Here is a 25,982-nt window from a genome sequence, read left to right on the forward strand (position 1 = left end):
CACGAAGGCAGATTTGCGACGCTGCGGGGTGGACGTGCGACCAATGCCCCGTATAACCCTTGATGTTCAACGACCTCCCCTTCCCTTCCGCTGAAAAGGTATTGCCGTGATCGTTCGCTTTGCGCTTGCTACCGCCGTGCTCCTGTCCTCCACGTCGACGTTCGCGCAGCAACGATCTAAACCGCAGCCGGTGCCGATCGTGAATACGATCCCCGATGCGCGCGACACTGCCTATCCCGGCACGATCACGGTCAATATCGACGCTACCAATCTCGATCAGCGCATTTTCGAGGTCGAAGAAACCATTCCGGTCGCCAAAGCGGGTAAGATGACCTTGCTCTATCCCAGCTGGCTGCCCGGCCATCATTCGCCCCGCGGCCAGATCGAAAAGCTCGCCGGGCTGCGCGTCACCGCCGACGGCAAGCTGCTCCCCTGGGTCCGCGACACGGTCGATGTCACTGCCTTTCATATCGACGTGCCTGCCGGGGCCAGGGAAATCAAAGCCACGTTCCAGTTCCTGTCGGCGACCTCGCCCGATCAGGGCCGCGTCGTGGTCGGTCCCGACATCATGAACCTGCAATTCCAGTCGATGACGCTGTACCCGGCCGGATATTTCGCCCGCGACATCCCGATCCACGCAACGGTGCGCTATCCCGACGGCTGGACCGCGGTATCGGCACTGCCCGCGACGAAGCAGGGCAACAGCTACGTCTATCAGACGACCGATTATCAGACGCTGGTCGATTCTCCCGTCTTTGCCGGGCGCTATTACAAGGAATATCCGCTTTCGGATAAGGTCGACCTCAACGTCTTTGCCGATAATGCCAAGGAGATCGAGGCGAGCCCCGAACAGATCGCGGCGCATAAGCGGCTGGTCGAACAGGCGGTGAAGCTGTTCGGCGCGCAGCATTACGACCATTATGAATTCCTGCTCGCTTTGTCGGACGAAATGGGCGGCATCGGCCTTGAGCATCATCGCAGCTCGGAAAATAATCCGGGGCCGGGCTATTTCACCAAATGGGACGAGGGCGCGGGCGGGCGCAACCTGTTGCCGCACGAATTCACCCATAGCTGGAACGGCAAGTTCCGCCGCGGTGCCGATCTGTGGACCCCCGATTACCGGATGCCGATGCGCGATTCGCTGCTCTGGGTCTATGAAGGCCAGACGCAGTTCTGGGGCTATGTGCTCGGCAACCGGTCGGGCCTGTATACCAAGCAGCAGACGCTTGATGCCTATGCCCGGATCGCGGCTTATTATGACAGCATGGCGGGCCGCAAATGGCGCGCGCTGGTCGACACCACCAACGACCCGATCATTTCGCACCGCATGCCGATCGGCTGGCGCGATTATCAGCGCAGCGAGGATTATTATAACGAAGGCCTGCTGATGTGGATGAAGGTCGATGCGATGCTGCGCGACCAGTCGGGGGGCAAGAAATCGCTCGACGATTTCGCCAGGGCGTTTTTCGGGATGCGCGACGGTGACTGGGGCGAACTGACCTATACGATGCAGGACGTCGCCGACACGCTGAACACGATCCAGCCTTATGACTGGATGGGGTTCCTGAAAAAATGGGTCTATGACCTGCATCCCGACGGCGTGACCGCCGGACTGGAGCAGAACGGTTATAAGCTCGTCTATACCGACCAGAAGAGCGATCTGGACAAGGAGCGGACGAAGAAGGGCAATGCCGACCTGTCCTATTCGATCGGTCTCGCGCTTTCGAGCGACGGCGATATCAATGCCGTTGCCTGGAACAGTCCCGCTTTTGAACAGGGCCTCGACATCGCAGACAAGGTAGTCGCGGTGAACGGCGAGGATTATAGCGCAGACGCCATAGAAAAGGCCGTTTCCGAAGCAAAGGGCACGAACAAGCCGATCAAACTGCTGATCAAGGGCGACGGCAAGTATCGTGAAATCGCCATCGACTATCATGGCGGGCTTCGCTATCCGCACCTCGAAAAGATCGGAACCGGCACGACCGGGCTCGATCGACTGCTTGAAGCGAAGTAGAGGACGCAGATGCGCATTGATATGGTGCCGGTCGGCAAGAACCCGCCGCACAGCCTGAACGTAATCATCGAAGTCCCTGTCGGGGGCGAGCCGGTAAAGTACGAATTCGACAAGGAATCCGGCGCACTATACGTCGATCGTATTCTGCACACGCCGATGCGCTATCCCGCCAATTACGGGTTCGTGCCGCACACCCTTTCGCCCGACGGCGATCCGCTCGACGCGCTCGTGATCGCGCGTTCGCCGTTCGTGCCGGGCTGCGTCGTTCGGGCGCGTCCCATTGCGGTACTCAATCTTGAGGACGAGCATGGCGGCGATGAAAAGCTGGTCTGCGTCCCCGAGGATTCGACCTTTCCCTATTATGCGAAGGTCGGGGAAAAGACCGATCTGCCCGATATCGTGATGGCGCAGATCGAGCACTTCTTCACCCATTACAAGGATCTCGAAAGCGAGAAATGGGTGCGCATCGGCAAATGGGGCGATGCCGAGGAAGCCAAGCAGATCGTGCTTGAGGCGATCGCCCGCGCCAAGGCCGAGGGCGTCGAGTAAGCCGTTCGACAGGCGGATATACAAAGGGTCGATCCGGCGGATGCGCCGGGCCGGCCCTTTTTCGTGCAGGGCCGGTATCGATCCGGTTTCAAAGAGCGGCGGCTGCCGGTTCAGGCGCGGCCGGAACGTGCATCGCGCCTGGCTGTCGGGCAATATCAGCGATCGAGGCAGGAGGGTCGGCCGGAGCGTCTTTGGCTCGGTGCATGCCGGAACGGGTCCGGCATGACGTTGTGCCGCGGGCGCTGAGCCCCCTCAGGCCTTTACCGCAGTGACGAAATAATCGAGCGAGAGGTCGTTCGACAAAGTGAAACCCCGCCCCGGTGAGAAAGCGAGCCCGCGCGTGTCGGTAACGCGCATCCCCGCCGCTTCGAGCATTTGGGTGAGTTCTTCCGGCGTGATGAACTTGTCCCAGTCGTGCGTGCCGCGCGGGATCGCGCCCGACCCTTCGCCGAGCGTAATCATTGCAAGCCGCGATTTCTGCGTGCGGTTGGGGGTCGAGAGGATCATCAGCCCGTCATCGGCGAGCGCGCCCGCCAGCCCGTCGACGAACCCCTGCGGATCGGCGACATGTTCGATCACCTCCATCGAGGCGACGAGGTCAAAGCTGCGCCCGGCAATCGCCTCCACCCCGCCCGACAGATATTCGATGTCGAGCCCGGCAGCTTTCGCATGCGCCGCCGCAGCACCGATATTTTCGGGCGCTGCATCGACGCCGGTGACGCTCGCGCCCAGCCGGGCGAGCGGTTCGGCGAGCAGCCCTGCACCGCAGCCCATATCGAGCGCGCTGCGACCGGTAAGCGGCGTAAAATCATCGGCTTCGCCAAGCCAGTGCGAATCGATCGCGGCGCGGATATAGGCGAGGCGCGGCGGGTTCAGCCGGTGCAGCATCGCCGACGAACCCCTGGGGTCCCACCAATCCTTTGCCAGCCGTCCGAAATGCTCCGCCTCGCGCGGATCGATCGTGGCGGTTCCAGTGCTTGCCTTTGTCATGAACGGCTCCTATCAGGACGCCCCGTTGCTCTAAAGAGGCTGTGGACGAAATTAAATGACGCGGATCGTGATGAAGTTCGGCGGGACCTCCATGGCCGGGATCGAACGAATCCGTATCGTGGCCGAACGCGTAAAGCGCGAATGGGAAATGGGCAACGAGGTCGCGGTCGTCGTATCCGCCATGGCCGGCGAAACCGACCGGCTGGTCAATTTCTGTCGCGAGGCTTCCTCGCTCTACGATCCGCGCGAATATGACGTGGTGGTGTCGAGCGGGGAGCAGATCACCAGCGGCCTGCTGGCCATCGCGTTGCAGGCGATCGGGGTTCCGGCGCGCAGCTGGATGGGATGGCAGTTGCCGATCCGCACCTCTGACGGCCATGCCAGCGCGCGGATCGAACAGATCGATACGACGGCGCTGGGCCAGAGCCTCGCCAATCGCGAAGTAGCGGTGATCCCCGGATTTCAGGGACTGGCGCCCGGCGAGCGGGTGACGACGCTGGGGCGCGGCGGATCGGATACCAGCGCGGTGGCGATGGCGGCGGCGATGAAGGCGGATCGCTGCGACATTTATACTGATGTCGACGGGGTCTACACCACCGATCCGCGCATCGTGCCGAGGGCACGCAAGCTGAAGCGAGTCACCTATGAAGAAATGCTCGAACTGGCGAGCGTCGGGGCAAAGGTTTTGCAGACCCGATCGGTCGGTCTGGCGATGAAGGAAGGCGTGCGCGTTCAGGTGCTGTCGTCGTTCGTCGATGCGACCGACGACCCGGAACCCGGCACGCTGATCGTGGGCGAAGAGGAAATCGAGGATATGGAACGTCAGCTCATCACCGGCATCGCGCATGACAAGAGCGAGGCCAAGGTCACGCTTGCCGAAGTGCCCGACCGCCCCGGCGCGGTCGCAGCAATTTTCGGGCCGCTGGCGCAGGCGAATATCAATGTCGATATGATCGTGCAGAATATCGCGCATTCGACCGGCTCGACCGATGTGACCTTCACGGTGCCGCGCGCCGAGCTGACCCGCGCGCTCGACGTGCTGGAAAAGGCACGCGGCGATATCGGCTTTTCGAAGGCGATCCACGATACCCGTGTGGCGAAGATTTCGGTAGTGGGCGTCGGCATGCGCAGCCATGCGGGCGTTGCCGCGACGATGTTCGACACGCTGGGCGCGCGCGGGATCAACATCCTTGCGATCACGACCAGCGAGATCAAGGTCAGCGTCCTGATCGAAGAGGATTATACCGAACTGGCGGTGCGCGTGCTGCACACGGCATACGGGCTCGATTCGGAAGAGGAAGCCGCCTGATCCGATCGTCCGACGCGCCCGCCCGCACGTCGGAAGTTCACAAAGTTCACGGTACGTCCCCCCTCTTTCTCCCCCGCATGCGCTTCGGCCGTGACGAGGGGCGGAAAGGGAGGAAACCGGCTGCATGAAGCATGCATAGAGCACCGCAAATCCTACATTGCCAGCGCGCCGTTATACCAAAGCGCATAGATGCTTACCCATCGCGCTTCGGCTTCGCTCAGGTGCCGCGCGGGCTTGACCAGAGAGCGATGAGTCATCCTCATCGCTCTCTGCTATTACCGCACCGGCGGACCCCGAAGCGCGGTTCCTTCGTTGATGCCCTGTTCCCAATGAAAGTGGAAAAGGACGATGGCCGGAGGATGGACGCGCGACGGCGCGGTACAGGATCAGATCGACGATACGGTGAGCGATGCCGTAATGGAGGCACGCGCGCGCATGCCGCGTGGGGAGAGCGCCACGCATTGTGTCGAATGCGGTGAGCCGATCGCGCAGAAACGGCGCGAGGCGCTGCCCGGTGTCCGGCTTTGCGTTGAATGTCAGGCGGAGCGCGATTCGGTTCGGCAGAATTCGGGGTTCAACCGGCGGGGCAGTAAGGACAGCCAGCTGCGCTGAGTAACGCCCGCCTGCGTTAGTCCGAAGCGATGGTGCCAATAGCAAGCAATCCGGAGCGCCAGACCGCCCCCAGCCTCGCATCACGCCGCCCCCCGCCACCATAGCGCCACACGGCAACGGCCCCGGCCCCGGCCTTCGCCGGGGCGACGCACCGGGTTATATCAAGCTGCGTTGATGTTGGACCGATCCGCGTATTGCGGTCCTCGCCACCCGTCGCCACCCCAGCGAAAGCCGGGGTCTGCGGAGGGCCTGGGTAGAACGGAGCCGCGCACCTGCAGCAGATGCCAGCTTGCGCTGGCATGACGGCGAGGGGATGGGTCGCCATCGCTGCAGTTTGGTATTAGCCGCTTATATGCACTGCGATTTTTCACAATCGTCGCCCCGGCGCAGGCCGGGGCCGCCATCGTCTGCCATCACCCCAACAGCGACGATTCCGGCAGTGAGTGCGGGGTATTGCGGGTTGGTATAACGGCCCGATTTCAGGCGACGCGGTAGAGTGCGCCCATCATCTCAGGGATCGAACCGTTCGCCTGCGCATGATGGACCATGACGCGGTTTCGCCCTGCCTCCTTGGCCGCATAAAGCGCTTCGTCGGCACGGGCATGGATCGCCTCGACGCTTTCATTCTCGCCGAACAGCGCAACGCCGAAACTGGCGCTGAGCCGATAGTCGCGCGGGATCGGATTGATCGCGAGCGATTCGAAACAGAGGCGCAGTTCCTCGGCCAGCCGCTCGGCGCGGTCCAGATCGAAGCCGGGAAGCAGCAGGGCAAATTCCTCGCCCCCCATGCGCCCGGCGGGATAGCCGGTGCAATGGAACAGGCCGGCGAGCGCCCGGATCACCGAATCGCCCGCAGGATGGCCGAACCGGTCGTTGACGCGTTTGAAATGGTCGATATCGCACAGCAGCAACGCGCCGCTCATACCGGGCAGGCTGAGCCGTTCGGCGAAGCTGCGCCGGTTGAGCAGACCGGTCAGTGCATCCTGTTCGGACCGCAGGCGATAAAAGGAAATCACATCGCCGATCGTCTTTGCCATCAACAGGAAGACGCATAAGGTGGTGAGCATCCCCTCCGAAGCCAGCACGAGCTGCCCCAGCGACTGGCCGAAAATCCACGGGCCGCCCTGGGTGGCGGTCTGCGGCATAGCGACCAGAAAGGGGATGCGGATGATATAGGGGGCGACCACCCCGATCAGCGCAACCAGCAGCACCGAATCGATCGTCCGGCGGCGGCGAACGCGCATCAGGCGAAAGACCGATTCGGAGGCGGCAAGCGCTGCCGCGCCATAAAGCGCGATACTCTGCCAGGCCTCCGACCCGCCCCATGCCTCTATCGCCGCGCCCGCCAGCGCGATGAGCGCTACCCCGAGATGCAGGCCGTGCATCGTATCGTTTTGCGAAAATAACAGCCGCACTGCGCGCCCGACGCAATAATAGCCGCCCGCCAGCGTCGCTATTCCGATCGCAGTGAATCCCGGCTGCGAATCGCCGAATCGCAAGGCAATGGCGAATGCCCCCGCGCCGGAAAGCGCCAAGGTGAGCCAAAGCAGCGTACGATTCCCCCGCAGCGCGATTGCAGCACCGGCGCACAGGGTCATGAGTCCGCCCATCAAGAGCGCGGTTATCAGGGACAGACTGACATTCATTATTAGCCGGTACCGCCGCCCTCCTTTGCAGCGTCATGCATAAACAGAGTCTTCCTTAATAAATTATTTCATACAAATCGCTCGCTTTTTTTAGTTGCCGAGCAGATGCAGCACCATTTCGCGACGATGCGGTGAATCGCGGTGTTCGAACAGATACATGCCCTGCCAGGTGCCGAGCACGGGGCACCCGTCAGCGACGGGGATCGAAAGACTGGTCGCGGTGAGCGCCGAGCGCAGATGCGCTGGCATATCGTCCGGTCCTTCGTCATCATGTTCATAGCTGCCGCTTTCCGGCGCGATCCGGGCGAAATAGCGTTCGAGATCGCGGCGCGCGGCGGGCGCTGCATTTTCCTGAATCAGCAGCGAAGCGGAGGTGTGGCGGATGAAGAGCGTCAGCAGTCCCTGCCCGATTCCGGTCGAGGCGACCCATGCGACGACATCGGCCGTGCATTCGTACAGCCCCTGCCCTGAGGTAGCGATGGTAATGCTCGTCTGCGCCTGCCGCATCGGTCGTTTCCCTTTGTCATTGCATCGTCACGCTTGCCCGATCGTGTCGAGCGACGCTACGGCGTGGGCCATGACGATAACGCATTCAACCGGCGAGGAACGACTCGCCCGCCGCATGGCCCGAGGCTGCGAATTTCTGGGCACCCAAGTCGCGATTCTGGGCGGGGCCATGTCCTGGGTATCGGAGCGCAATCTGGTTTCGGCGATCTCCAATGCGGGCGGTTTCGGCGTGATTGCGTGCGGCGCGATGACCCCCGATCTGCTCGACAGGGAAATCGCAGCCACAAAGGCGCTGACCGACAAGCCGTTCGGGGTGAACCTGATCACCATGCATCCCGACCTGACCGATCTGATCGGCATATGCGCGCAGCATGAGGTCGGCCATGTCGTGCTGGCCGGCGGGCTGCCGCCGTCGGGCAGCATCGATGCGATCAAGGCAAGCGGCGCGAAGCTGATCTGTTTCGCGCCCGCGCTGGCGCTCGCCAAAAAGCTGATCCGGTCGGGCGTCGACGCGCTGGTCGTCGAGGGCAATGAAGCGGGCGGCCATATCGGCCCGGTTTCGACCAGCGTGCTGGCGCAGGAAATCCTGCCCGAAATCGCCGCCGACACGCCGGTCTTCGTGGCGGGCGGAATCGGTCGGGGTGAGGCGATCGCGGGGTATCTCGACATGGGTGCGGCGGGGGTTCAGCTCGGCACGCGCTTTGTGTGCGCGACCGAGAGCATCGCGCATGCGAACTTCAAGAAAGCTTTTATCCGCGCATCCGCCCGCGATGCAGTGGCGAGCGTTCAGGTCGATGCGCGGCTGCCGGTAATTCCGGTTCGCGCGCTGAAAAATGCGGGCACCGAATTGTTCACCGCCAAGCAGCGCGAAGTGGCACAATCGCTCGACGAAGGCAGCGTCGCCATGGCCGAGGCACAGCTGCAGATCGAACATTATTGGGCAGGTGCGCTGCGCCGCGCGGTGATCGACGGCGATGTCGAATATGGGTCGATCATGGCGGGCCAGTCGGTCGGCATGGTGAAGGCGGAAGAGCCGGTCGCCGACATCATCGCGTCGCTGATGGCCGAAGCGGCGGCGGCGCTGGAGAAGCGCGCGGCATAAGTTGCGCGCGGGGCGGAGCCATTACGTTCGGGCAACGTTGATGATACCCGCCCCGGTCCCGGCGCGGGCTTTGCGACAACGGACAGGGTAATTGGGGGGCAGGCGCGCTTGGGCGACCATCTGATCATCGGCGCGGCGGTCGTGACGGGCGCTGCGGTTGCGCTCACCCTGATCTTTGCCCGGTTCGCGCGGACCGACAGCTGGCTGGCAACGGTGACGCCGCTTGCGTCGATCATCGGCAGCGGTTTTCTGATCTGCGGACCGCTGCTCGCGCGCGAATTCGGGTCAATGGCCGCCCCGGCGATGATCGCGCTGCTGATCCTCGCCTTCACCGTGGGATCGATCATCCGGTTCAACATCGCGCATGCCGAACCCGTGCTGGCGGAGATTTCGACGCACCATCCGCTGGCATGGACCGCGCGGACGGGACAGGGCGTGCTTGCCGCCGCTTATGCCGTGTCGGTCGCTTATTATCTGAAATTGCTCGCAATGTTCTGCCTGCGCGCGATCGATTCGCAGAGCCTGTTGCTCGCCAACAGCATCGTCAGCGCGATTATCGCAGTGCTTGGCCTGCTGGCCTTCAGCGGTGGTCTGCGCCGGGTCGAGCGGGTGGCCGATGCCAGCGTGTCGCTGAAACTGGGGCTGATCGCGGGGATGCTGGTCGCGCTGGGCCTCGACTGGGGCCGGACGGGCGGAACCGGGCTGATCCCGGCGGCGCCGGTGGACGGGCATTCGCTGCTGTTGCTGCTGGGCCTGATCATCACCGTGCAGGGGTTCGAGACGAGCCGCTATATGGGCGAAAGCTATGATGCCGAAACGCGCATCCGCACGATGCGCAACGCGCAGATCATCTCTTCGGTCATCTATGTGCTGTTTCTGGTGCTGCTCACCCCGCGTCTGGGGCAGGCAGCGGATACGCAGGGAGTGGCGGGCGTGCTCGACGTGATGGAGTCGGTCGCGCCGTTTCTGGGCGCGTTCGTGCTGGCAGCGGCAGTGACGAGCCAGTTGTCGGCAGCGGTCGCCGATTCGATCGGATCGACCGGACTTGCTGTCGAACTGTCGCGCCACCGGCTGAACACCGCGACCGGGTTCCTGATGGCGGGGGCGCTGGCGCTGGTCGTCACCTGGACCACCGATGCGTTGCAGGTGATCGCAGTGGCATCGCGCGCCTTTGCGCTATTTTATGCCTTTCAGTGCGCGATCGCCATCTGGGTCGCGCGGCGTGCGGGCAAGGCGGGGCTCGCGCGCCAGCTCCTGTTCCTGTTCGTCGGGCTGCTCTGTCTGGTGGCGGTCGCCGCCGGGGCACCGGCGGAAGGATGACCATCGCATTGGCGCAAAGCTCTGCAATCTGGTAGCGAATCAATCATGTCCGTTTCGGCCGCCGCATCCGCTCGCGAAATTCTGACACGCCTTCACGACGTGATGGCGTCGCGCAGCCCGGCTCAGGCGAAGCTGAACGCCGTCGTCAACGTCATCGGCGAGGCGCTGGATAGCGAGGTTTGCTCGATCTATCTGCTGCGCGAGGGCGTGCTGGAGCTGTTCGCGACGCGCGGCCTGATGGAAGAGGCGGTGCATGTCACCAAGCTGGCGCTGGGCGAAGGGCTGGTCGGCACGATCGCGCGCAATGTCGAGACGCTGAACCTCGACGAAGCGGCGCGGCACCCCGATTTCGCCTATCGCCCCGAAACCGGCGAGGACCGGTTCCACAGTTTCGCGGGCGTACCGATCATCCGGCGCGAAGAAGCGGTCGGCGTGCTTGCCGTGCAGCATGTCGATCCGCGCCCTTATGCCGATGTCGAGATCGAGGCATTGCAGACGGTCGCGATGGTGATGAGCGAGCTGATCGCCAATGCCGGGCTGATCGACGGGCATGGCGATAATCTGACCCGCCCGCAATCGACCGCGAGCGCACGGGCGAGCGGTTTCAAGCTGGTCGAGGGGATGGCGGCGGGCGCGGCCGTGTTCCACCAGCCGCGAATCCATATCGAACATACCGTTGCCGAGGATACCGAGGCGGAGCGCCACCGCGTCTATGCCGCGTTCGACAAGATGCGCGACCAGATCGACCGCATGTCGAGCCAGGCCGAATTCGGCGTGGGCGGCGAGCATGAAGAGGTTCTCGAAACCTATAAGATGTTCGCCTATGACGAAGGCTGGGCGCGGCGGATCAACGAGGCGATCGATTCCGGCCTGACCGCCGAAGCGGCGATCGAACGCGTCCAGCAACGCACCAGAATGCGGATGCGCGAGATCGGCGATCCGTTGCTGCGCGACCGGATGCACGATCTGGAGGATCTGTCGAACCGGCTGATCCGCATCGTGTCGGGGCAATTGGGCACGGCGGCGCAGATGGGGCTGCGCGGCGATTCGATCCTGATCGCGCGCAATCTGGGCCCTGCCGAACTGCTCGAATATGACCGGCGGCGGCTGAAAGGCGTGATCCTGGAGGAAGGATCGCTGACCGCGCATGTGACCATCGTCGCGCGCGCGATGGGCATTCCGATGCTGGGCCGGGTGCGCGATATCCGCACGCTGATCGGTGAAGGCGACCGGCTGCTGCTCGACAGCGGCGAAGAGACAGTGATGATCCGTCCCGGCGCGGATATGGAAGAGGCGTTCGAGGCGAAATTGCTGGTGAGTCAGAAGCGGCGGGCGAAATTCGCCGAGCTGAAAAGCGAAGCGCCGATGACGCTGGACGGGCACCGCTGCACAGTGATGGTGAATGCGGGGCTTCGCGACGATGTCGCTGCGCTCGACCTGACGGGTGCCGACGGGATCGGCCTGTTCCGTACCGAATTCCAGTTTCTGGTTTCCGCCACTTTGCCCCAGCGCGAGCGGCAGATGCGCCTCTACAAGGACGTGCTTGACGCTGCAGGGAGCCGCCCGGTGATCTTTCGCACCGTCGATATCGGCGGCGATAAGGCACTGCCCTATCTCGATCATGACCGGCATGGCGAGGAAGAGAATCCGGCGATGGGCTGGCGCGCGCTGCGGCTTGCGCTCGAACGCGACGGGCTGATGAAGGCGCAGGCGCGTGCGCTGATCGAAGCGGCGGCGGGGCGGCAGCTGAACGTGATGTTCCCGATGGTGTCCGAACCCTGGGAGTTCGACGAAGCGCGCGCATTGTTCGAGGCGCAGCGCGACTGGCTGGCCGGACGGGGGCGCAAAATGCCCAACCAGATCCGCTTCGGGGTGATGCTGGAAGTGCCCGCACTTGCCGAAACGATCGACATGCTGCTGCCCCGGCTGGATTTCCTGTCGATCGGGACCAACGACCTGACCCAGTTCCTGTTCGCCGCCGATCGCGCGCATCCCAAGCTGGCGCTGCGCTATGACTGGATGAGTCCGGCGATCCTGCGCTTCGTCCGGCGGATCGTGCGTCAGGCCGATGCGGCGGGCGTGCCGGTCGCGGTATGCGGCGAAATGGGCGGGCGGCCGATCGAATGCATGGCGCTGCTGGGCGTCGGGATCGACCGGGTTTCGATCACTCCCGCAGCGGTCGGGCCGATCAAGGCGATGGTGCGTTCGCTCGACCGCGAAAAGCTGATGGCGTATATGGCGCAGCTGCTGGAGCATCCGCCACGCAGCCTGCGCGCACCGCTGACCGACTGGGCGGCAGCAAACAAGGTCGAACTGGCCTGATTCACCGTCGATTTCTGCGGTTGCGGCGTTGACAGCACGGCACAGCTGTTGGACATCCTTATATTCTCCGCTTGGCGACAAGCGGGCAACCATTCGCCGGAGTAATTATGGCAGACAACGAGCCCAGCGAAGACGCGCAGCTTTTCCCGCGCAATGTAGGGGAGCGCCTTCGCGAAGCCCGTGAGGCGAAGGGCATGGCGCTGAGCGACGTTGCCGAGAAGACCCGGATTCCGCTTCGCCATCTCGAAAGCATTGAGACGGCGCAATATAATGATCTGCCCTCGACCACCTATGCGCTGGGTTTTGCCAAGGCCTATGCGCGTATCGTCGGGCTGGACGAGGTCGCGATCGCGCGCGACCTGCGCAAGGAACTCGACCTCAACTATTATCGCGAACCGCCCAGCATGCCCTATGACACGTCCGATCCGGTGCGCGTGCCCACCGGCGGGCTGGCCATTGCCGGGCTGGCGGTTGCGATTCTGGTGCTGATCGGCGTTGGCATCTGGTACGGCACCGACTGGTTCCAGCGCGACGACGCGCCGCCCGCACCGATCATCGCGGCGAGCCCGACCCCCGAACCGATCGCAACGCCCGAGGCGAGCGCGACGGTGCCGCAAAGCGGCGGACAGGTCGTGCTGACCGCGAAGGACGAAGTCTGGGTGCGCGTCTATGACGGCAATGACAAGACGCTGATGATGAAGACGATGCAACCGGGCGAAACCTATGAGGTGCCGCAGGATGCCGATCGTCCGATGATCAATGTCGGTCGTCCCGACCAGCTGACGGTAACGATCAACGGTGCCGAGGTTGCGCCGCTGGGCACCGGCGAGCGCGCGATCAAGGATGTCGGCATTTCAGCGGACGCGCTGCGCGCCCGCGATGCCGCGCAGGCCCCGGGCACCGCCGGTTAAGGCGAGCGAAAGCGATCATGTCGGACAGGGCGATGACAATGGACACAATACTGGGATTGTATCGATGCGTTTGATGATGGCGGCGTTGCTGGTGACCACCGGCCTTGGCTGGGCGAGCAGCGCATCGGCGCAAAGCGCGCTGGACGGCCGGGTGGACCGGCTGGAGCGCGAGATGAAGGCAGTGCAACGCAAGGTCTTTCCCGGCGGCTCAGGCGAATATTTCACCCCCGAAATTACGGCCCCGCAGACGCCGCAGACCGCGCCGGGCACCCCGGCAACCAGCCCGGTCATCGCACTGGAGTCGCGGGTGAGTGCGCTGGAATCGCAGGTCGCGTCGATCACCGGGCAGGTCGAGGAAGCGCAATATAAGGTCCGCCAGCTTCAGGACGCGTTCAACAGCTATAAGCAGACGATGGACGCGCGGGTAAAAGCGCTGGAGGCGGGCGGATCGACGATCGGCGCAGGCACCGCCGGGGATGGCGGCGCTTCGGGCGGGACTTCGTTCGGATCGTCGGCCGATGCAGGCGACAGCACCGCTGCTGCGCCCGTGCCCGCGGCGAAACCTGCCGCGAACGGCGCGCGCGCCGAAAAGCTGGCGGCGATTCAGAAGCCCGATACCGGCGATGCCGCCGATGACGCCTATGTCTATGGTTATCGCCTGTGGGATGCCGGCCTGTATCCCGAGGCGGAGGCGCAGCTGAAATCGGTGGTGAAGAAATATCCCGATCATCGCCGGGCGAGCTGGGCCCAGAATTTGCTGGGCCGCACCTATCTGGACGAGGGCAAGCCGAGCCTTGCATCGATCGCCTTTTACGAAAATTACAAGAAGATGCCGAACGGCGAGCGTGCGCCCGACAGCCTGTTCTACCTCGGCAAGGCGCTGATCGAGCTGAAAAAGCCCAAGGACGCGTGTCAGGTCTATGCCGAGCTGACCGATGTCTATGGCGACAAGATCTCCGCCGATATGAAGGCGAAGGTCGAGGAAGGCCGCCGGACCGCAAAATGCCAGTGATCGAAAGCGCGCCGCGACACGCGAGCCGGGGGATGCCATCGACCCCGACACGCTGAGCCGCTTTCGCCACGATCTGGAGGCGATCACGACGCGTCCGCCCGACGCACTGTCGCCGCTGGGCATTGCGGTATCGGGCGGGGGCGACAGCCTTGGCCTGTTGCTGCTCGCCGCGGCTGCGTATCCGGGGCATGTGACGGCAGTGACGGTCGATCATCGGCTGCGCGCCGAAGCGGCTGACGAGGCGCAGAAGGTCGCCGATATCTGCGCCTCGATCCATGTACCGCACGATATCGTCCGGCTGCCTGACGCCCCGCCGGAGCGCGGCAATCGCCAGCAATGGGCGCGCGAGGCGCGCTATGCCGCGCTTGCCGACTGGGCAGGCTATGGCGGCAGGCGGACTCGCCACTGGGTCGCGGTCGCGCATCAGCAGGACGATGTCGCCGAGGGATTTCTGATGCGCGCCCGCCGCGGCGCAGGCGTCGGCGGCATGGCAATGATGGTGGCCGAGCGCGCGCTGTCGCAGCGGCGGGGAAGCGCAAGGCTGATCCGGCCGCTGCTCGGGTGGCGCCGCGCCGAGCTGGCAGCGATCGTCGCCGAAGCGGGGCTGACCCCGGTTGCCGATCCGGGCAATCACGACCCGAAATATGATCGCAGCCGGATCCGCGCGATGATCGCCGCGAGCGACGACCTGCCCGTCCCCCGGCTCGCCATGGCGGCGCATAATCTGCGCGATGCCGAAATCGCGCTCGAATGGGCGAGCGAAGATGCCTGGCGCAATCGCAGCACGATCGAGCGGCACGAGGCAGTGTCGCTCGACATGCACGATTTGCCGCATGAGATGCGCCGGAGGCTGGCGCTGCGTGCTATAGTCTATCTGCGGCGTGAGGCCGGACTGGATGAGGCGTGGAAAGGCACGGGACTGGAACGGCTGGTAGCGGCGCTGGAAACGGGACAGGCGGGAACGCTCGCCGGAATCGCTGTGCGGCCCGGTCGTCGCTGGCTTTTCCGGATTGCTCCGCCGCGTCAATCACACTGATCGGCATTGTTCCATTGTCATTAAGGTGCGCCCGCCTATCTTGGGGTGCGAAAGGTACCGATTCATGAACGACAACGACAAGCAGCCCGGCGGCCCGGACAATGGCGGCGGCAATAATCCCTGGATGAAGAGCCTGCTGATCTGGGTCGGCATTCTGGTGGGTCTTGCGCTGTTCGTGACCGTTCTGGGCGGACAGTCGGGCCCCACGGCCAATCAGACGATTTCCTATTCGGCGTTCCTCGATCAGGTCGAGGGCGGGCAGGTTCAGTCGGTCAATGTGTCCAAGGACCTGGTGAGCGGCAAGCTGAAATCGGGCGAGACGTTCAAGGCGAATGCCCCGAACGATCCGCAGCTGATCGACACGCTGCGCAAGGCGGGCGTCGAGATCAACGCCAAGCCGCAGGAAGGTCCGTCGATCTGGATGTATCTGCTGTATCAGTCGCTGCCCTTCCTGCTGTTCCTCGGCATCGCGTTTTTCGTGCTTCGCCAGATGCAGAAAAATTCGGGATCGGGCGCGATGGGCTTTGGCAAGTCCAAGGCAAAGATGCTGACCCAGAAAGAGGGCAAGGTAACGTTCGACGATGTCGCGGGCATCGATGAGGCGCGCGAAGAGTTGCAGGAAATCGTCGAATTCCTGAAGGACCCGACCAAATTCGCCAAGCTGGGCGGCAAGATCCCGAAGGGTGCACTGCTCGTCGGGTCGCCGGGTACCGGTAAAACGCTGCTCGCCCGCGCAATTGCGGGTGAAGCAGGCGTGCCGTTCTTCACCATTTCGGGTTCGGACTTCGTCGAAATGTTCGTCGGCGTCGGTGCGAGCCGTGTCCGCGACATGTTCGAACAGGCCAAGAAGGCAGCGCCGTGCATCGTCTTTATCGACGAAATCGACGCGGTGGGTCGCCATCGTGGTGCGGGCCTTGGCAATGGCAATGACGAGCGCGAGCAGACGCTGAACCAGCTTCTGGTCGAAATGGACGGGTTCGAGGCGAATGAAGGCATCATCATCATCGCGGCGACCAACCGTCCCGATGTGCTTGACCCTGCCCTGCTGCGCCCCGGCCGCTTCGACCGTCAGGTCGTGGTGCCGCGTCCCGATATCGAAGGCCGGGTGAAGATCCTTGAAGTCCATATGAAGAAGGTGCCGCTTGCCCCCGATGTCGATCCGCGGGTGATTGCGCGCGGCACGCCGGGCTTTTCGGGTGCCGACCTTGCCAATCTGGTGAACGAGGCGGCGCTGGTCGCGGCGCGGCGCGGCAAGCGTCTGGTCGCGATGAGCGAGTTCGAGGACGCCAAGGACAAGGTGATGATGGGCGCGGAACGCCGCTCTATGGTCATGACCGACGATGAGAAGCGGATGACCGCTTATCATGAAGCAGGTCATGCCGTCGTCGCGCTGCACGAACCCGCATCAGACCCGATTCACAAGGCGACGATCATTCCGCGCGGTCGTGCGCTGGGCATGGTGATGCGTTTGCCCGAGCGCGATTCCTACAGCTATCATCGCGACAAGATGTACGCGAACCTTGCCGTGTCGATGGGCGGGCGGATCGCCGAAGAGCTGATCTTCGGCTATGACAAGGTGTCGAGCGGCGCGAGCGGCGACATCCAGTACGCCACCAAGCTGGCGCGCGACATGGTCACGCGCTGGGGTATGTCGGACAAGCTCGGCCCGCTGATGTATTCGGAGGGCGAGGAAGAAGTGTTCCTGGGCTATTCGCGCCAGCAGAACAGCTCGATGTCGGACGAAACCGCCAAGGCGATCGACAGCGAAATCCGCCGCATCGTCGAACAGGGTTATGAACGGGCGAAGGAAGTGCTGACCGAGCATCTCGACCAGCTCCATACGCTTGCCGGTGCGATGCTGGATTATGAGACGCTGTCGGGCGACGAGATCAAGCGCCTGATCGCTGGCGAGGATATCGGCCGCGATGTGATCAGCCCGGAGAAGAAATCGGTGCCGCTGGGCGGTACCTCGATTCCCAAGACCAAGCGGCCCAAGGGCCCGTTCGGTTCGGGTTCGCCGCAACCCGCCTGATCGCCACGGCTTGAAACACAAAGGCCCTTCCGGGAGACCGGGAGGGCCTTCTTCGTTGGGGAGGCAGTTTGGCGATCGGATGGGGCGGCTGCAGCGTGTTTTGCGGCGCCGGATTGCTTCGCTTCGCTCGCAAAGACGATCCGGAGGAAGCTGGATGAGCGGGGCAGCGTGGCTCCGAGCTTGCCTTCGCAATGAACGACCCCATGTAATAGTCCATGTCCGATGGCGCCGAGCGTACGATGGACATGCGCATGCTGACCGCAGCGATGGCAATGCGTGCCGATCAGCGCGGTCCCGCAATTGAGGCAGAGGGCGTCCTGCGCGCCCTCGCCTCCCGCGCCGTGACCTAGCTCCATCGCGCGCCCGACAAGCGCGCCGGTGGCAATATCGCCGGCCGCCATTCCCCCGTCCATGAACGGGATCAGTATCACCGGTTGCTGCGTTGATCGCGTGACCACGAGAGAACAGAGGGAAATTATGAACGCCACTGTAACGACCATGGCCCGCACCGAAGACCCCGAAGCGCTGATCGGCGATATGGGTAAGCGCGCACGCGCCGCCGCCAAGAAGCTGGCGACGATGTCGAGCGCGGATAAGGCGAAAGGCCTGATGGCGGCTGCAAAGGCGATCCGCGCCGATGCGGAGGCGATCAAGGCGGCGAATGCGAAGGACATGGCGAATGGCGAGGCCAAGGGCCTGACCTCCGCAATGCTCGACCGGCTGAAGCTCGACGATGCGCGGATCGAAGGGACCGCAGCGGGAGTCGAGGCAGTCGCGAAGCTGACTGATCCGGTCGGCGACATCATCTCCGAACACACCCAGCCCAACGGCCTGAAAATGCGCCGGGTGCGCATTCCGATCGGGGTGATCGGCATCATTTATGAAAGCCGTCCCAATGTGACGGCGGATGCGGGCGCGCTGTGTGTGATGAGCGGCAATGCAGCGATCCTGCGGGGCGGTTCAGAAGCGATCGAAAGCAACCGCGCGGTCCATGCGGCGCTGGTGCGCGGCTTTAAGGAAGCGGGCCTGCCCGAAGATGCGGCGCAGCTGGTCCCCACCACTGATCGTGCGGCAGTCGGCGCGATGCTGAAGGCCGACGGGCTCATCGACATGATCGTCCCGCGCGGCGGCAAGAGCCTTGTCGCGCGCGTCCAGAGCGAGGCGAAGGTGCCGGTGCTCGCGCATCTCGACGGGATGAACCACACCTATATCGATGCCAAGGCCGACCCCGAAATGGCGCGCCAGATCGCGGTGAACGCCAAGATGCGGCGCACCGGGGTTTGCGGCGCGATGGAAACGCTGCTGATCGATCGCGGTTTCGGCGAGGCGAAATCGGTGGTGCAGGCGCTTGCCGATGCCGGATGCGAGATTCGCGGCGATGCAGAGGCGGTGAAGCTGCTCGACACGGCAAAGCCCGCCAATGACGAGGATTGGGATACCGAATATCTCGAAGCAATCGTCGCGGTGAAGTTCGTCGATGGCGTCGACGACGCGCTGGAGCATGTCGCCGGGCATTCGTCGGGCCATACCGATGTCATCGTCACCAGCGACGAAGCTACTGCCCGAAAATTTATCGACAATGTCGATTCGGCGATCGTGATGTGGAACGCATCCAGCCAGTTCGCCGATGGCGGCGAGTTCGGGCTGGGCGCGGAGATCGGCATTTCAACCGGGCGCCTGCACGCACGCGGCCCGGTCGCGCTGGAAGGGCTTACCACCTATAAATGGGTGGTATTGGGATCGGGTCAGACCCGTCCCTGACATCCGCGCCACGCGGACAGCACAGACACGACAAGCGGCAGGGGGAGCAGTCCCCTTGCCGCTTTTGCGTTGCGCCCCCATCTGACGCGACACAAGGGCCCTCCGGCCCCGCCCCACTTTCCAAAAGGGAGCATCCCATGCGCTATAATCAACTTGGCCGTACCGGCCTTCTCGTTTCCGAGCTTTGCCTCGGCACCATGACCTTTGGCGGGAAGGGGTTTTTCAAGGCAGTGGGGCAGGTCGGGCAGGACGATGCCGACGCGCTGATGCGCCGCGCGATCGACGCGGGCGTCAATTTCATCGACACTGCCAATGTCTATTCGGAGGGCATGTCGGAAGAGATTACGGGTCAGGCGATCCGCAATCTGGGGCTGCGGCGCGAGGATGTCGTGCTGGCGACCAAGGTGCTGGGTCCGATGGGCGATGGCCCGAACAGCCGGGGCGCATCGCGCGGGCACATCATGGATCAGGTAAAGGCCAGTCTGAAGCGGCTGAATACCGATCATATCGATCTGTATCAGATTCACGGTTTCGACCCCCTCACCCCGATCGAAGAAACGCTGCGCGCGCTCGATGATCTCGTGCGGGCGGGCGATGTCCGCTATGTCGGCGTGTCGAACTGGGCCGCGTGGCAGATCATGAAGGCGCTGGGCATTTCGGAGCGCGAGGGCCTGTCGCGGTTCGAAAGCGTGCAGTCCTATTATACGCTGGCGGGGCGCGATCTTGAGCGTGAGATCGTGCCGATGATGCGGTCGGAACAGGTCGGCCTGATGGTCTGGTCGCCGCTCGCCGGGGGCTATCTGTCCGGCAAATATCGCGGCGATGCGAAGGATGGCCGCCGGGCGGAGTTCGACTTCCCGCCGGTCGATACGAAGCGCGGCGACAAGGTCCTCGACGCGATGGAGCCGGTTGCGCAGCGGCACGGCGTGTCGATGGCGCGGATCGCGCTTGCCTGGCTGCTCCACCAGCCGCATGTGACGAGCGTCATCATGGGGGCAAAGCGCATGGATCAGCTGGAGGACAATCTTGCCGCTGCCGAAATCCGGCTTTCGGACGAGGATCTGGCCGCGCTGGACAAGGCAAGTCGCCTGCCCAAGGAATATCCCGGCTGGATGATTGAACGGCAGGGCGAATATCGCAGCGGCGGCGGTAAGGCGGGTCAGCCGCCCGCGCCCGACAAGGACTGATCGCGGCTTGGCATATCGCGCGCGCGCAGCCGCCGCAGCCCGGTCCCGGCGGATCGGGCTGCTCGGCGGATCGTTCAATCCCGCCCATCATGCCCATCGTGCCATCTCGCTGGCGGCGATTCGCGCCTTGCAGCTTGACGAAGTGTGGTGGCTGGTGTCGCCCGGCAACCCGTTAAAGGCGAAGGCCGGCGATATGGCGCCGTTTGCCGCGCGGATGGCCTCTGCCCGGGCGATGGCGAAGCGCGCGCGCATCCGCCCGACCGCAATCGAACGGCGACTGGGCACGCGCTATACGGTCGATACGCTGCGCAAACTGACCCTTCGCTATCCCGACAAGCGCTTTATCTGGCTGATGGGCGGCGACAATCTCGACCAGTTTCACCGCTGGCGCGACTGGCGGACCATTGCACGCACCGTTCCGATTGCGGTTATCGCGCGTCCGGGTTATGATCGCCGTGCCCATGCAAGTCCTGCAATGGGTTGGCTGCGGCGCTTTGTGCGGCCCGCAGGCCAGGCGAAGAGATGGACTGAGTGGAGGTTGCCGGCCCTTGTGCGCTTGCGTTTCCGTCCCGATCCGACTTCGGCGAGTGCCATTCGCGCCGCCGATCCCGCCTGGCACCGGCGAAATTCGTCGTCCCATGTTTAGTGCACATTGTTTAGCGAAACCCTAGGAGCAGTCTTGGCCGCATCTTCCCATGTGACCCCCACGCCCGGCGCAGAAGATGCCGAGGCGCTGCACACGCTCGTTCTCGACTCGCTCGATGCCGATCAGGCAGTCGAGATGATTTCCATCCCGCTGGCCGGCAAGAGCAGCATCGCCGATCACATGGTGATCGCGTCGGGCAATTCGAGCCGTCAGGTCGCGTCGATGGCAAGTAAATTGTCCGAAAAGATCAAGGCGCGCTTCGGCCGCAGCCCGCGGGTCGAAGGGCTGCAGACCGCCGACTGGGTGCTGATCGATGCGGGCGATGTCATCGTCCATCTGTTCCGCCCCGAAGTGCGCACCTTCTACAATCTGGAACGGATGTGGTCGTTCGGCGAGGATTCGCCGGCCGGTAACGCCTGACCGATCCGCGCGCGCAGCCATGCAATTGCATATCGTCGCGCGCGGCAAGATCGGCCGCAGCCCGGAAAACGAGATCGTTCAGCGCTATCTGAAGCGAGTCAGCTGGGACACGCGGATTACCGAGCTGCCTGATAAGGGCGGCAAGGTACCCGCCATGGAGACGCCCGGCCGCCTGATCCTGCTCGACGAAACCGGTCGCGACATGCCCTCGATGGAATTTGCGCAGATACTGGGCCGCTGGCGCGACGACGGCGTTCGCGAGGCGCGGTTCATGCTGGGTGCCGCCGACGGGTTCGACGATGCGGAGCGGTCTGAGGCCGATCTGCTGATCTCGTTCGGGCGGCTGACATGGCCGCATATGCTGGCGCGCGCGATGCTGGCCGAACAATTGTGGCGCGCGGCGAGTATCCTCGCCAACCATCCCTATCACCGCGAAGGGTGATGCGGCGCGTGTCGCCGCGACTGGTGGCGGGGGCAGCGCTCGCGCTGATGCTTGGCGGGGGCGCGGCAACGATGCTGCCCGCGCGCCAGCCCGATTTGCCCGCGCTGCGCGACCGGATGCAGGCGGCACGGCAGGCAGCGGAGATTGCGCGCGACCGGGCGGCGGAGGCGGCGGCTCAGGCGGACATCGAACAGGATGCGTCGGCGAAGGCGCGCGCCGGGCGAGCGGCAATGGCCGAACGGGTGGCGGCTGCCGAGGCCGATATCCGGGAAGCGAAGGCGCGCGTGGCGCTGCTTCAGGCGCGGCTCGCGCAGGAGCGCGCGGCGCTGGCGCGGCAGCAGGCGCCGCTTGCCCGGGCAATCGCCGCGCTGCAGTCGATGGCGCGACGCCCGGTGCTGCTGAGCCTCGCCCAGCCGGGATCGGTCAGCGATGCGGTGCATGTCCGCGCAGCGCTGCAAACGATCCGCCCGGCGATCCTGAAGCGTACCGAAGCGGCGCGCGCACGGGTTGCGCGAATCGCGGCGCTGCGCGCGCAAGCGGCGCAGGCGGTGGCCGCGCTGAGCCGCAGTCGCGGGCGGCTGGAGCAGGAACGCGGCGAACTTGCCCGGCTCGAAACGCGGCACCGCGCGCGCGGGGAGCGGCTGGAACAGCGCGCGATGGACGAATCCGACCGGGCGCTCGCGCTGGGCGAGGATGCCCGCTCGATTGCCGGACGGATCGCGGCGGGGCGAAGCGCGGATGCGACCCGGGCGGAGCTCGCTGCGCTGCCGGGACCGGTACCGCGAACCGGCGGGGGCAAGGCGGCAGCGAGCGGGGCAAGCGGTCCTGCCCCCTATCTGCTCCCCGTTTGGGGACGGCTGGAAACCGGGCTCGGCGAATTGTCGCCGGCCGGGGTGCGGTCGCGCGGGCTGACCTTTGCGGTGAAGCCCGGCGCGCGGGTCATCGCCCCGGCGGCGGGGCGCGCGCGTTATGCGGGGCGGTTCCGCGCGTTCGGCACGATCCTGATCCTCGATCATGGTGATGGCTGGACGACGCTGATCACCGGGCTGGATCAGCTATGGCCCGTGCGCGGCGATTGGGTGCAACAGGGACAGGCGCTGGGCAATGCGCCGCAAAGCGGTTCGCCGCACATCACGGTCGAACTGCGCCGGGGCGGTCAGCCGGTCGATATGACCGCGCTGATGCGATGATCCGCACGCTATCGTGTCCCCGCTTCGCAAATCTGCGCTTTGATCCCGCCCCGGAAACAGGGTAGCATGCGCGATAACCCATGTTTCGTCCTATTCTCGAAAGCGTATCCATGTCCCGTCCGCTTCTGCAGGCCACCGCCATTGTCGGCGCAATGGCGCTTATCCCCGTGTCCACCGGTGCGATGGCGCAGGTCGATACCAACAGCTATCGCGACCTTGACCTGTTCATGGACGTGTTCAACCGGGTGAAGGCGGATTATGTCGATCCGGTCGACAATAAGACGCTGGTAAAAGGCGCGATCGACGGGATGCTTGCGGCGCTCGACCCGCATAGCAGCTATGTCGACGAACTGGATTACGACAATCTGCAGATCCAGACGCAGGGCAATTATGGCGGGCTTGGCCTGACGGTCACGCAGGAAAACGGCGTGGTGAAGGTGATCGCCCCGACCGAAGACACTCCCGCCGACAAGGCCGGGATCAAATCGGGCGATTATATCACCCATATCGACGGGAAGCTGATTTACGGCGATACGCTGGATTCTTCGATCGAGAAGATGCGCGGCGAGCCGGGGACGAAGATCACGCTGACCATCGTTCGGCCGGGCATGGACAAGCCGCTCGAAAAGACGCTGACGCGCGAAATCATCACCCAGAAGCCGGTCAAATGGGAGGTGAAGGATGGTGTCGGCATCATCAATATCAACACCTTCTCCGCCTCCACCGGCAAGGATACGCGCGCGGCGATTCTGGCGATCAACAAGTCGCTGGGCCATGCGCCTTTGGGCTATGTCGTCGATCTTCGCGAAAATGGCGGCGGCCTGCTCAGCCAGGCGATCGAGGTTTCGGACGTTTTCCTCGACCATGGCGAGATCGTGTCGCAGCGCGGGCGCGGCAACGATATCGAACGCTATTACGCCGAAAGCGCGGTGCCGGGCGATGTGACCAAGGGCGCGCCGGTGATCGTGCTGGTCGATGCGGGGACCGCTTCCGCCTCCGAAATCGTCGCGGGCGCGCTGCAGGACCATCACCGCGCACTGGTGATGGGCGTGCGCAGCTTCGGCAAGGGGTCGGTGCAGACGCTGCTGCCGCTGGGGCCGAAGACCGCGCTTCGCCTGACCACCGCGCGCTATTACACGCCGTCGGGCCGGTCGGTTCAGGAAGGCGGGATCGAGCCCGATCTCGCCGTGCCGCAGCTTTCGGATGAGGATCTCGACAGCCGTCCGGTATTTCGTGAGGCCGATCTTCGCCGCCATCTGATCAATACGGCGAAGGCGGACAATGCGCTGCTGGAAGATGATGAAAAGACCGATCCCGCTTTCGACACCAATGCCGAGGCGCTGAAGAAGAAGGGGATCGAGGATTTCCAGCTGAATTATGCGGTACAGACGCTCGCGCGGCTCGGCGATGCCCGCACCGCAGCCGCGAAATAAGCCGCGATGGGGACGAACCCACGGTTTCGCGCCGCGCAATGGCTGGCGCTGCTGCTCCCCCTCACGCTGATGGCGGGGGCGCTGGGGTCGCAATATATCGGCGGACTGATCCCGTGCGAAATGTGCCAGTGGCAGCGCTGGCCCCATTATGCCGCGATTATCGTCGCGCTGCTGTCCTTTGCCTTGCCGAAGGGAGGCAAAGACGCGATCGCGCTGGTCGTGCTGGCAGCGATCCTGATCGCGGCGAGCGGGCTGATCGGCGTGTTTCATGCAGGGGTCGAATATAAATGGTGGGACGGCATCACCGCGTGCACCGCGACGTTCCAACCCGGTGCCGACTTTCTGAACGTGATCCATGCGCCGATCGTTCGGTGCGACGAGCCGCAATGGACGCTGATGGGCATTTCGCTCGCGGGGTTCAATGCGCTGTTTTCGCTGTGCGGTGCGGCCGCGATCCTGCTATTGTCAGCCATGAGGAGAAAGGCATGACTCGCTGGAAACCGGGCGACCGGCGCGAAGCCGTCGCCGATATGATCCGCGTCGATCAGGCAGGCGAATTCGGCGCCACGCGCATTTATGGCGGTCAGCTTGCCATCATGTCGGACCGCACCGCCCATGCGGCATCGATCGCGGGCATGGCCGAGCAGGAGGTGCGCCACCGCGAATTTTTCGACGCGATGCTGGCGCGGCGCGGGGTGCGGCCGACCGCGCTCCAGCCCTTCTGGCATGTCGCGGGCTATGCGCTGGGTGCGGCAACGGCAGCGATCGGCCCGGAAGCGGCGATGGCGTGCACTGCGGCAGTCGAGACCGAAATCGACCGGCATTATGCGCGCCAGCTCGAAACGCTGGGCGACAGCGATCCCGAATTGTCGGAAGCGGTGGCGCGCTTTCGCAACGAAGAACTCGAACATCGCGATACTGCGCTGGAAGCGGGTGCCGAAAATGCCCCGGCCTATCCGCTGCTGTCCGGGCTGATCCGGGCGGGATGCCGGGTCGCGATCGGGCTTTCGAAACGAATTTGAAGCAATCGGCGGCGCCGATGCGTTGGGCGCATAAGGAGGATTGAAATGGCGAAATGGCTTATCCCTGCCCTGATCGGCATTGCCGGAGCGGCAGGCATCGCGCCGGCGCATGCGCAGACGCAGAACGGCGTACTGGTCATCTATGGCGACGATGTGTGTCCGACCGATTCGAACGGCAATGAAATCGTCGTATGTTCGCGTCGCCCGGAAGATGAGCGCTATCGCATCCCCAAAGAGCTGCGCGACGAGGATGTGCCGCCGCAGCGCGGTAGCTGGGCAACGCGGGTGGATGATGTGCGCAATGCGGGCGAGAATGGCGTGGGCAGCTGTTCGGCGGTCGGCGCAGGTGGCTTTACCGGCTGCACCGCCCAGATGATCAATCGCGGCAAACAGGAATATCGCCAGCGTCGCGACGCCGCCGACGAAGCCGGGAAGTGACCGGAACGCGCTATCGGCGGATATGGCTTCGCCGATAGCGTTTATACACCCGCGTTGACAAGTTGGATTTCAGAACATAAC

25 protein-coding genes are annotated in these 25,982 nt (G+C 64.1%); 22 read left to right on the plus strand and 3 right to left on the minus strand.

What is annotated here, in order from left to right; all coding sequences use genetic code 11:
• Positions 1-109 precede the first annotated feature (109 nt).
• Complete coding sequence (locus tag EV664_RS04435) at positions 110-2,014, plus strand: M61 family metallopeptidase (protein ID WP_133494740.1); 1,905 nt, start codon at positions 110-112, stop codon at positions 2,012-2,014.
• A gap of 9 nt (positions 2,015-2,023) precedes the next feature.
• Positions 2,024-2,563, plus strand: a complete 540-nt coding sequence (ppa, locus tag EV664_RS04440) for an inorganic diphosphatase (RefSeq protein WP_133494478.1) — start codon at positions 2,024-2,026, stop codon at positions 2,561-2,563.
• Between the two features lie 252 nt (positions 2,564-2,815).
• On the opposite strand, the gene ubiG is transcribed toward ppa, so the two are convergent.
• Entirely contained in the window at positions 2,816-3,553 is a 738-nt protein-coding gene (gene ubiG / locus EV664_RS04445) for a bifunctional 2-polyprenyl-6-hydroxyphenol methylase/3-demethylubiquinol 3-O-methyltransferase UbiG (RefSeq protein WP_133494479.1), read from the minus strand.
• Positions 3,554-3,608: 55 nt separating this feature from the next.
• Here ubiG and EV664_RS04450 point away from each other — a divergent pair, with 55 nt between their 5' ends.
• Positions 3,609-4,862 (plus strand): aspartate kinase, encoded by a 1,254-nt coding sequence (locus EV664_RS04450; protein ID WP_133494480.1) that lies wholly within the window; start codon positions 3,609-3,611, stop codon positions 4,860-4,862.
• A gap of 348 nt (positions 4,863-5,210) precedes the next feature.
• Complete coding sequence (locus EV664_RS04455) at positions 5,211-5,474, plus strand: DksA/TraR family C4-type zinc finger protein (RefSeq protein WP_133494481.1); 264 nt, start codon at positions 5,211-5,213, stop codon at positions 5,472-5,474.
• A 479-nt stretch (positions 5,475-5,953) separates the two neighbouring features.
• Here the strand turns inward: EV664_RS04455 and EV664_RS04460 are convergent, their stop codons facing one another.
• Together EV664_RS04460 and EV664_RS04465 are read right to left on the minus strand one after the other, a co-directional pair.
• Positions 5,954-7,072 carry a GGDEF domain-containing protein gene (locus EV664_RS04460; protein WP_133494482.1) on the minus strand — a complete coding sequence of 373 codons (1,119 nt, stop codon included), beginning with the start codon at positions 7,070-7,072 and terminating at the stop codon, positions 5,954-5,956.
• A gap of 138 nt (positions 7,073-7,210) precedes the next feature.
• The gene (locus tag EV664_RS04465) at positions 7,211-7,627 is read right to left on the minus strand and encodes a secondary thiamine-phosphate synthase enzyme YjbQ (protein ID WP_133494483.1); all 417 of its coding nucleotides are present in this window, start codon (positions 7,625-7,627) and stop codon (positions 7,211-7,213) included.
• Positions 7,628-7,697: 70 nt separating this feature from the next.
• Between EV664_RS04465 and EV664_RS04470 the strand changes: the two genes are divergently transcribed.
• From EV664_RS04470 to EV664_RS04550, 18 genes are all read left to right on the plus strand, one after another.
• Entirely contained in the window at positions 7,698-8,729 is a 1,032-nt protein-coding gene (locus EV664_RS04470; protein ID WP_229668097.1) for an NAD(P)H-dependent flavin oxidoreductase, read from the plus strand.
• Between the two features lie 108 nt (positions 8,730-8,837).
• Positions 8,838-10,049: a hypothetical protein gene (locus EV664_RS04475; RefSeq protein WP_133494484.1), complete on the plus strand. Its 1,212-nt coding sequence runs from the start codon at positions 8,838-8,840 to the stop codon at positions 10,047-10,049.
• Between the two features lie 45 nt (positions 10,050-10,094).
• Complete coding sequence (gene ptsP, locus EV664_RS04480; protein ID WP_133494485.1) at positions 10,095-12,371, plus strand: phosphoenolpyruvate--protein phosphotransferase; 2,277 nt, start codon at positions 10,095-10,097, stop codon at positions 12,369-12,371.
• A 107-nt stretch (positions 12,372-12,478) separates the two neighbouring features.
• Positions 12,479-13,282 (plus strand): helix-turn-helix domain-containing protein, encoded by an 804-nt coding sequence (locus EV664_RS04485; protein ID WP_133494486.1) that lies wholly within the window; start codon positions 12,479-12,481, stop codon positions 13,280-13,282.
• 64 nt (positions 13,283-13,346) lie between these two features.
• Positions 13,347-14,294: a tetratricopeptide repeat protein gene (locus EV664_RS04490; protein WP_133494487.1), complete on the plus strand. Its 948-nt coding sequence runs from the start codon at positions 13,347-13,349 to the stop codon at positions 14,292-14,294.
• A gap of 82 nt (positions 14,295-14,376) precedes the next feature.
• Positions 14,377-15,330: a tRNA lysidine(34) synthetase TilS gene (gene tilS, locus EV664_RS04495; RefSeq protein WP_280524582.1), complete on the plus strand. Its 954-nt coding sequence runs from the start codon at positions 14,377-14,379 to the stop codon at positions 15,328-15,330.
• A 64-nt stretch (positions 15,331-15,394) separates the two neighbouring features.
• Positions 15,395-17,362 (plus strand): ATP-dependent zinc metalloprotease FtsH, encoded by a 1,968-nt coding sequence (gene ftsH, locus EV664_RS04500; RefSeq protein WP_133494489.1) that lies wholly within the window; start codon positions 15,395-15,397, stop codon positions 17,360-17,362.
• A 215-nt stretch (positions 17,363-17,577) separates the two neighbouring features.
• A complete protein-coding gene (locus tag EV664_RS19620) occupies positions 17,578-17,712 on the plus strand; it encodes a hypothetical protein (RefSeq protein WP_268237625.1) in 135 nt (44 codons plus the stop codon).
• Between the two features lie 127 nt (positions 17,713-17,839).
• Positions 17,840-19,123, plus strand: a complete 1,284-nt coding sequence (locus tag EV664_RS04505) for a glutamate-5-semialdehyde dehydrogenase (protein ID WP_229668095.1) — start codon at positions 17,840-17,842, stop codon at positions 19,121-19,123.
• A gap of 137 nt (positions 19,124-19,260) precedes the next feature.
• Entirely contained in the window at positions 19,261-20,310 is a 1,050-nt protein-coding gene (locus EV664_RS04510) for an aldo/keto reductase (RefSeq protein ID WP_133494490.1), read from the plus strand.
• 7 nt (positions 20,311-20,317) lie between these two features.
• Positions 20,318-20,956: a nicotinate-nucleotide adenylyltransferase gene (locus EV664_RS04515; protein WP_133494491.1), complete on the plus strand. Its 639-nt coding sequence runs from the start codon at positions 20,318-20,320 to the stop codon at positions 20,954-20,956.
• 33 nt (positions 20,957-20,989) lie between these two features.
• Positions 20,990-21,376, plus strand: a complete 387-nt coding sequence (gene rsfS / locus EV664_RS04520; RefSeq protein WP_268237624.1) for a ribosome silencing factor — start codon at positions 20,990-20,992, stop codon at positions 21,374-21,376.
• A 19-nt stretch (positions 21,377-21,395) separates the two neighbouring features.
• Positions 21,396-21,818: a 23S rRNA (pseudouridine(1915)-N(3))-methyltransferase RlmH gene (locus EV664_RS04525; protein ID WP_133494492.1), complete on the plus strand. Its 423-nt coding sequence runs from the start codon at positions 21,396-21,398 to the stop codon at positions 21,816-21,818.
• Positions 21,819-21,826: 8 nt separating this feature from the next.
• Positions 21,827-23,008 carry a murein hydrolase activator EnvC family protein gene (locus EV664_RS04530; protein WP_425326416.1) on the plus strand — a complete coding sequence of 394 codons (1,182 nt, stop codon included), beginning with the start codon at positions 21,827-21,829 and terminating at the stop codon, positions 23,006-23,008.
• 110 nt (positions 23,009-23,118) lie between these two features.
• Positions 23,119-24,441, plus strand: coding sequence for a S41 family peptidase (locus EV664_RS04535; RefSeq protein ID WP_133494494.1), 1,323 nt, complete (start codon positions 23,119-23,121; stop codon positions 24,439-24,441).
• 6 nt (positions 24,442-24,447) lie between these two features.
• On the plus strand, positions 24,448-24,930 hold the full coding sequence (locus EV664_RS04540; protein WP_133494495.1) for a disulfide bond formation protein B: 483 nt from the start codon (positions 24,448-24,450) through the stop codon (positions 24,928-24,930).
• Positions 24,927-25,463 carry a demethoxyubiquinone hydroxylase family protein gene (locus tag EV664_RS04545; RefSeq protein ID WP_133494496.1) on the plus strand — a complete coding sequence of 179 codons (537 nt, stop codon included), beginning with the start codon at positions 24,927-24,929 and terminating at the stop codon, positions 25,461-25,463. The genes EV664_RS04540 and EV664_RS04545 overlap by 4 nt, the downstream gene beginning before the upstream one ends.
• Positions 25,464-25,508: 45 nt before the next feature.
• A complete protein-coding gene (locus tag EV664_RS04550) occupies positions 25,509-25,901 on the plus strand; it encodes a hypothetical protein (RefSeq protein WP_133494497.1) in 393 nt (130 codons plus the stop codon).
• Positions 25,902-25,982 lie beyond the last annotated feature (81 nt).

The organism is Stakelama pacifica (assembly GCF_004361835.1).
Lineage (GTDB): Bacteria > Pseudomonadota > Alphaproteobacteria > Sphingomonadales > Sphingomonadaceae > Sphingomonas > Sphingomonas pacifica.

Bases quoted from the DNA above. Each gene is read 5' to 3' on its own strand.
- ppa (WP_133494478.1), top strand. From the start codon at position 2,024: ATGCGCATTGATATGGTGCCGGTCGGCAAGAACCCGCCGCACAGCCTG.
- ubiG (WP_133494479.1), bottom strand. From the start codon at position 3,553: ATGACAAAGGCAAGCACTGGAACCGCCACGATCGATCCGCGCGAGGCG.
- EV664_RS04450 (WP_133494480.1), top strand. From the start codon at position 3,609: ATGACGCGGATCGTGATGAAGTTCGGCGGGACCTCCATGGCCGGGATC.
- EV664_RS04455 (WP_133494481.1), top strand. From the start codon at position 5,211: ATGGCCGGAGGATGGACGCGCGACGGCGCGGTACAGGATCAGATCGAC.
- EV664_RS04460 (WP_133494482.1), bottom strand. From the start codon at position 7,072: ATGACCCTGTGCGCCGGTGCTGCAATCGCGCTGCGGGGGAATCGTACG.
- EV664_RS04465 (WP_133494483.1), bottom strand. From the start codon at position 7,627: ATGCGGCAGGCGCAGACGAGCATTACCATCGCTACCTCAGGGCAGGGG.
- EV664_RS04470 (WP_229668097.1), top strand. From the start codon at position 7,698: ATGACGATAACGCATTCAACCGGCGAGGAACGACTCGCCCGCCGCATG.
- ptsP (WP_133494485.1), top strand. From the start codon at position 10,095: ATGTCCGTTTCGGCCGCCGCATCCGCTCGCGAAATTCTGACACGCCTT.
- EV664_RS04485 (WP_133494486.1), top strand. From the start codon at position 12,479: ATGGCAGACAACGAGCCCAGCGAAGACGCGCAGCTTTTCCCGCGCAAT.
- EV664_RS04490 (WP_133494487.1), top strand. From the start codon at position 13,347: ATGCGTTTGATGATGGCGGCGTTGCTGGTGACCACCGGCCTTGGCTGG.
- ftsH (WP_133494489.1), top strand. From the start codon at position 15,395: ATGAACGACAACGACAAGCAGCCCGGCGGCCCGGACAATGGCGGCGGC.
- EV664_RS19620 (WP_268237625.1), top strand. From the start codon at position 17,578: ATGTCCGATGGCGCCGAGCGTACGATGGACATGCGCATGCTGACCGCA.
- EV664_RS04505 (WP_229668095.1), top strand. From the start codon at position 17,840: ATGAACGCCACTGTAACGACCATGGCCCGCACCGAAGACCCCGAAGCG.
- EV664_RS04510 (WP_133494490.1), top strand. From the start codon at position 19,261: ATGCGCTATAATCAACTTGGCCGTACCGGCCTTCTCGTTTCCGAGCTT.
- EV664_RS04525 (WP_133494492.1), top strand. From the start codon at position 21,396: ATGCAATTGCATATCGTCGCGCGCGGCAAGATCGGCCGCAGCCCGGAA.
- EV664_RS04535 (WP_133494494.1), top strand. From the start codon at position 23,119: ATGTCCCGTCCGCTTCTGCAGGCCACCGCCATTGTCGGCGCAATGGCG.
- EV664_RS04540 (WP_133494495.1), top strand. From the start codon at position 24,448: ATGGGGACGAACCCACGGTTTCGCGCCGCGCAATGGCTGGCGCTGCTG.
- EV664_RS04545 (WP_133494496.1), top strand. From the start codon at position 24,927: ATGACTCGCTGGAAACCGGGCGACCGGCGCGAAGCCGTCGCCGATATG.
- EV664_RS04550 (WP_133494497.1), top strand. From the start codon at position 25,509: ATGGCGAAATGGCTTATCCCTGCCCTGATCGGCATTGCCGGAGCGGCA.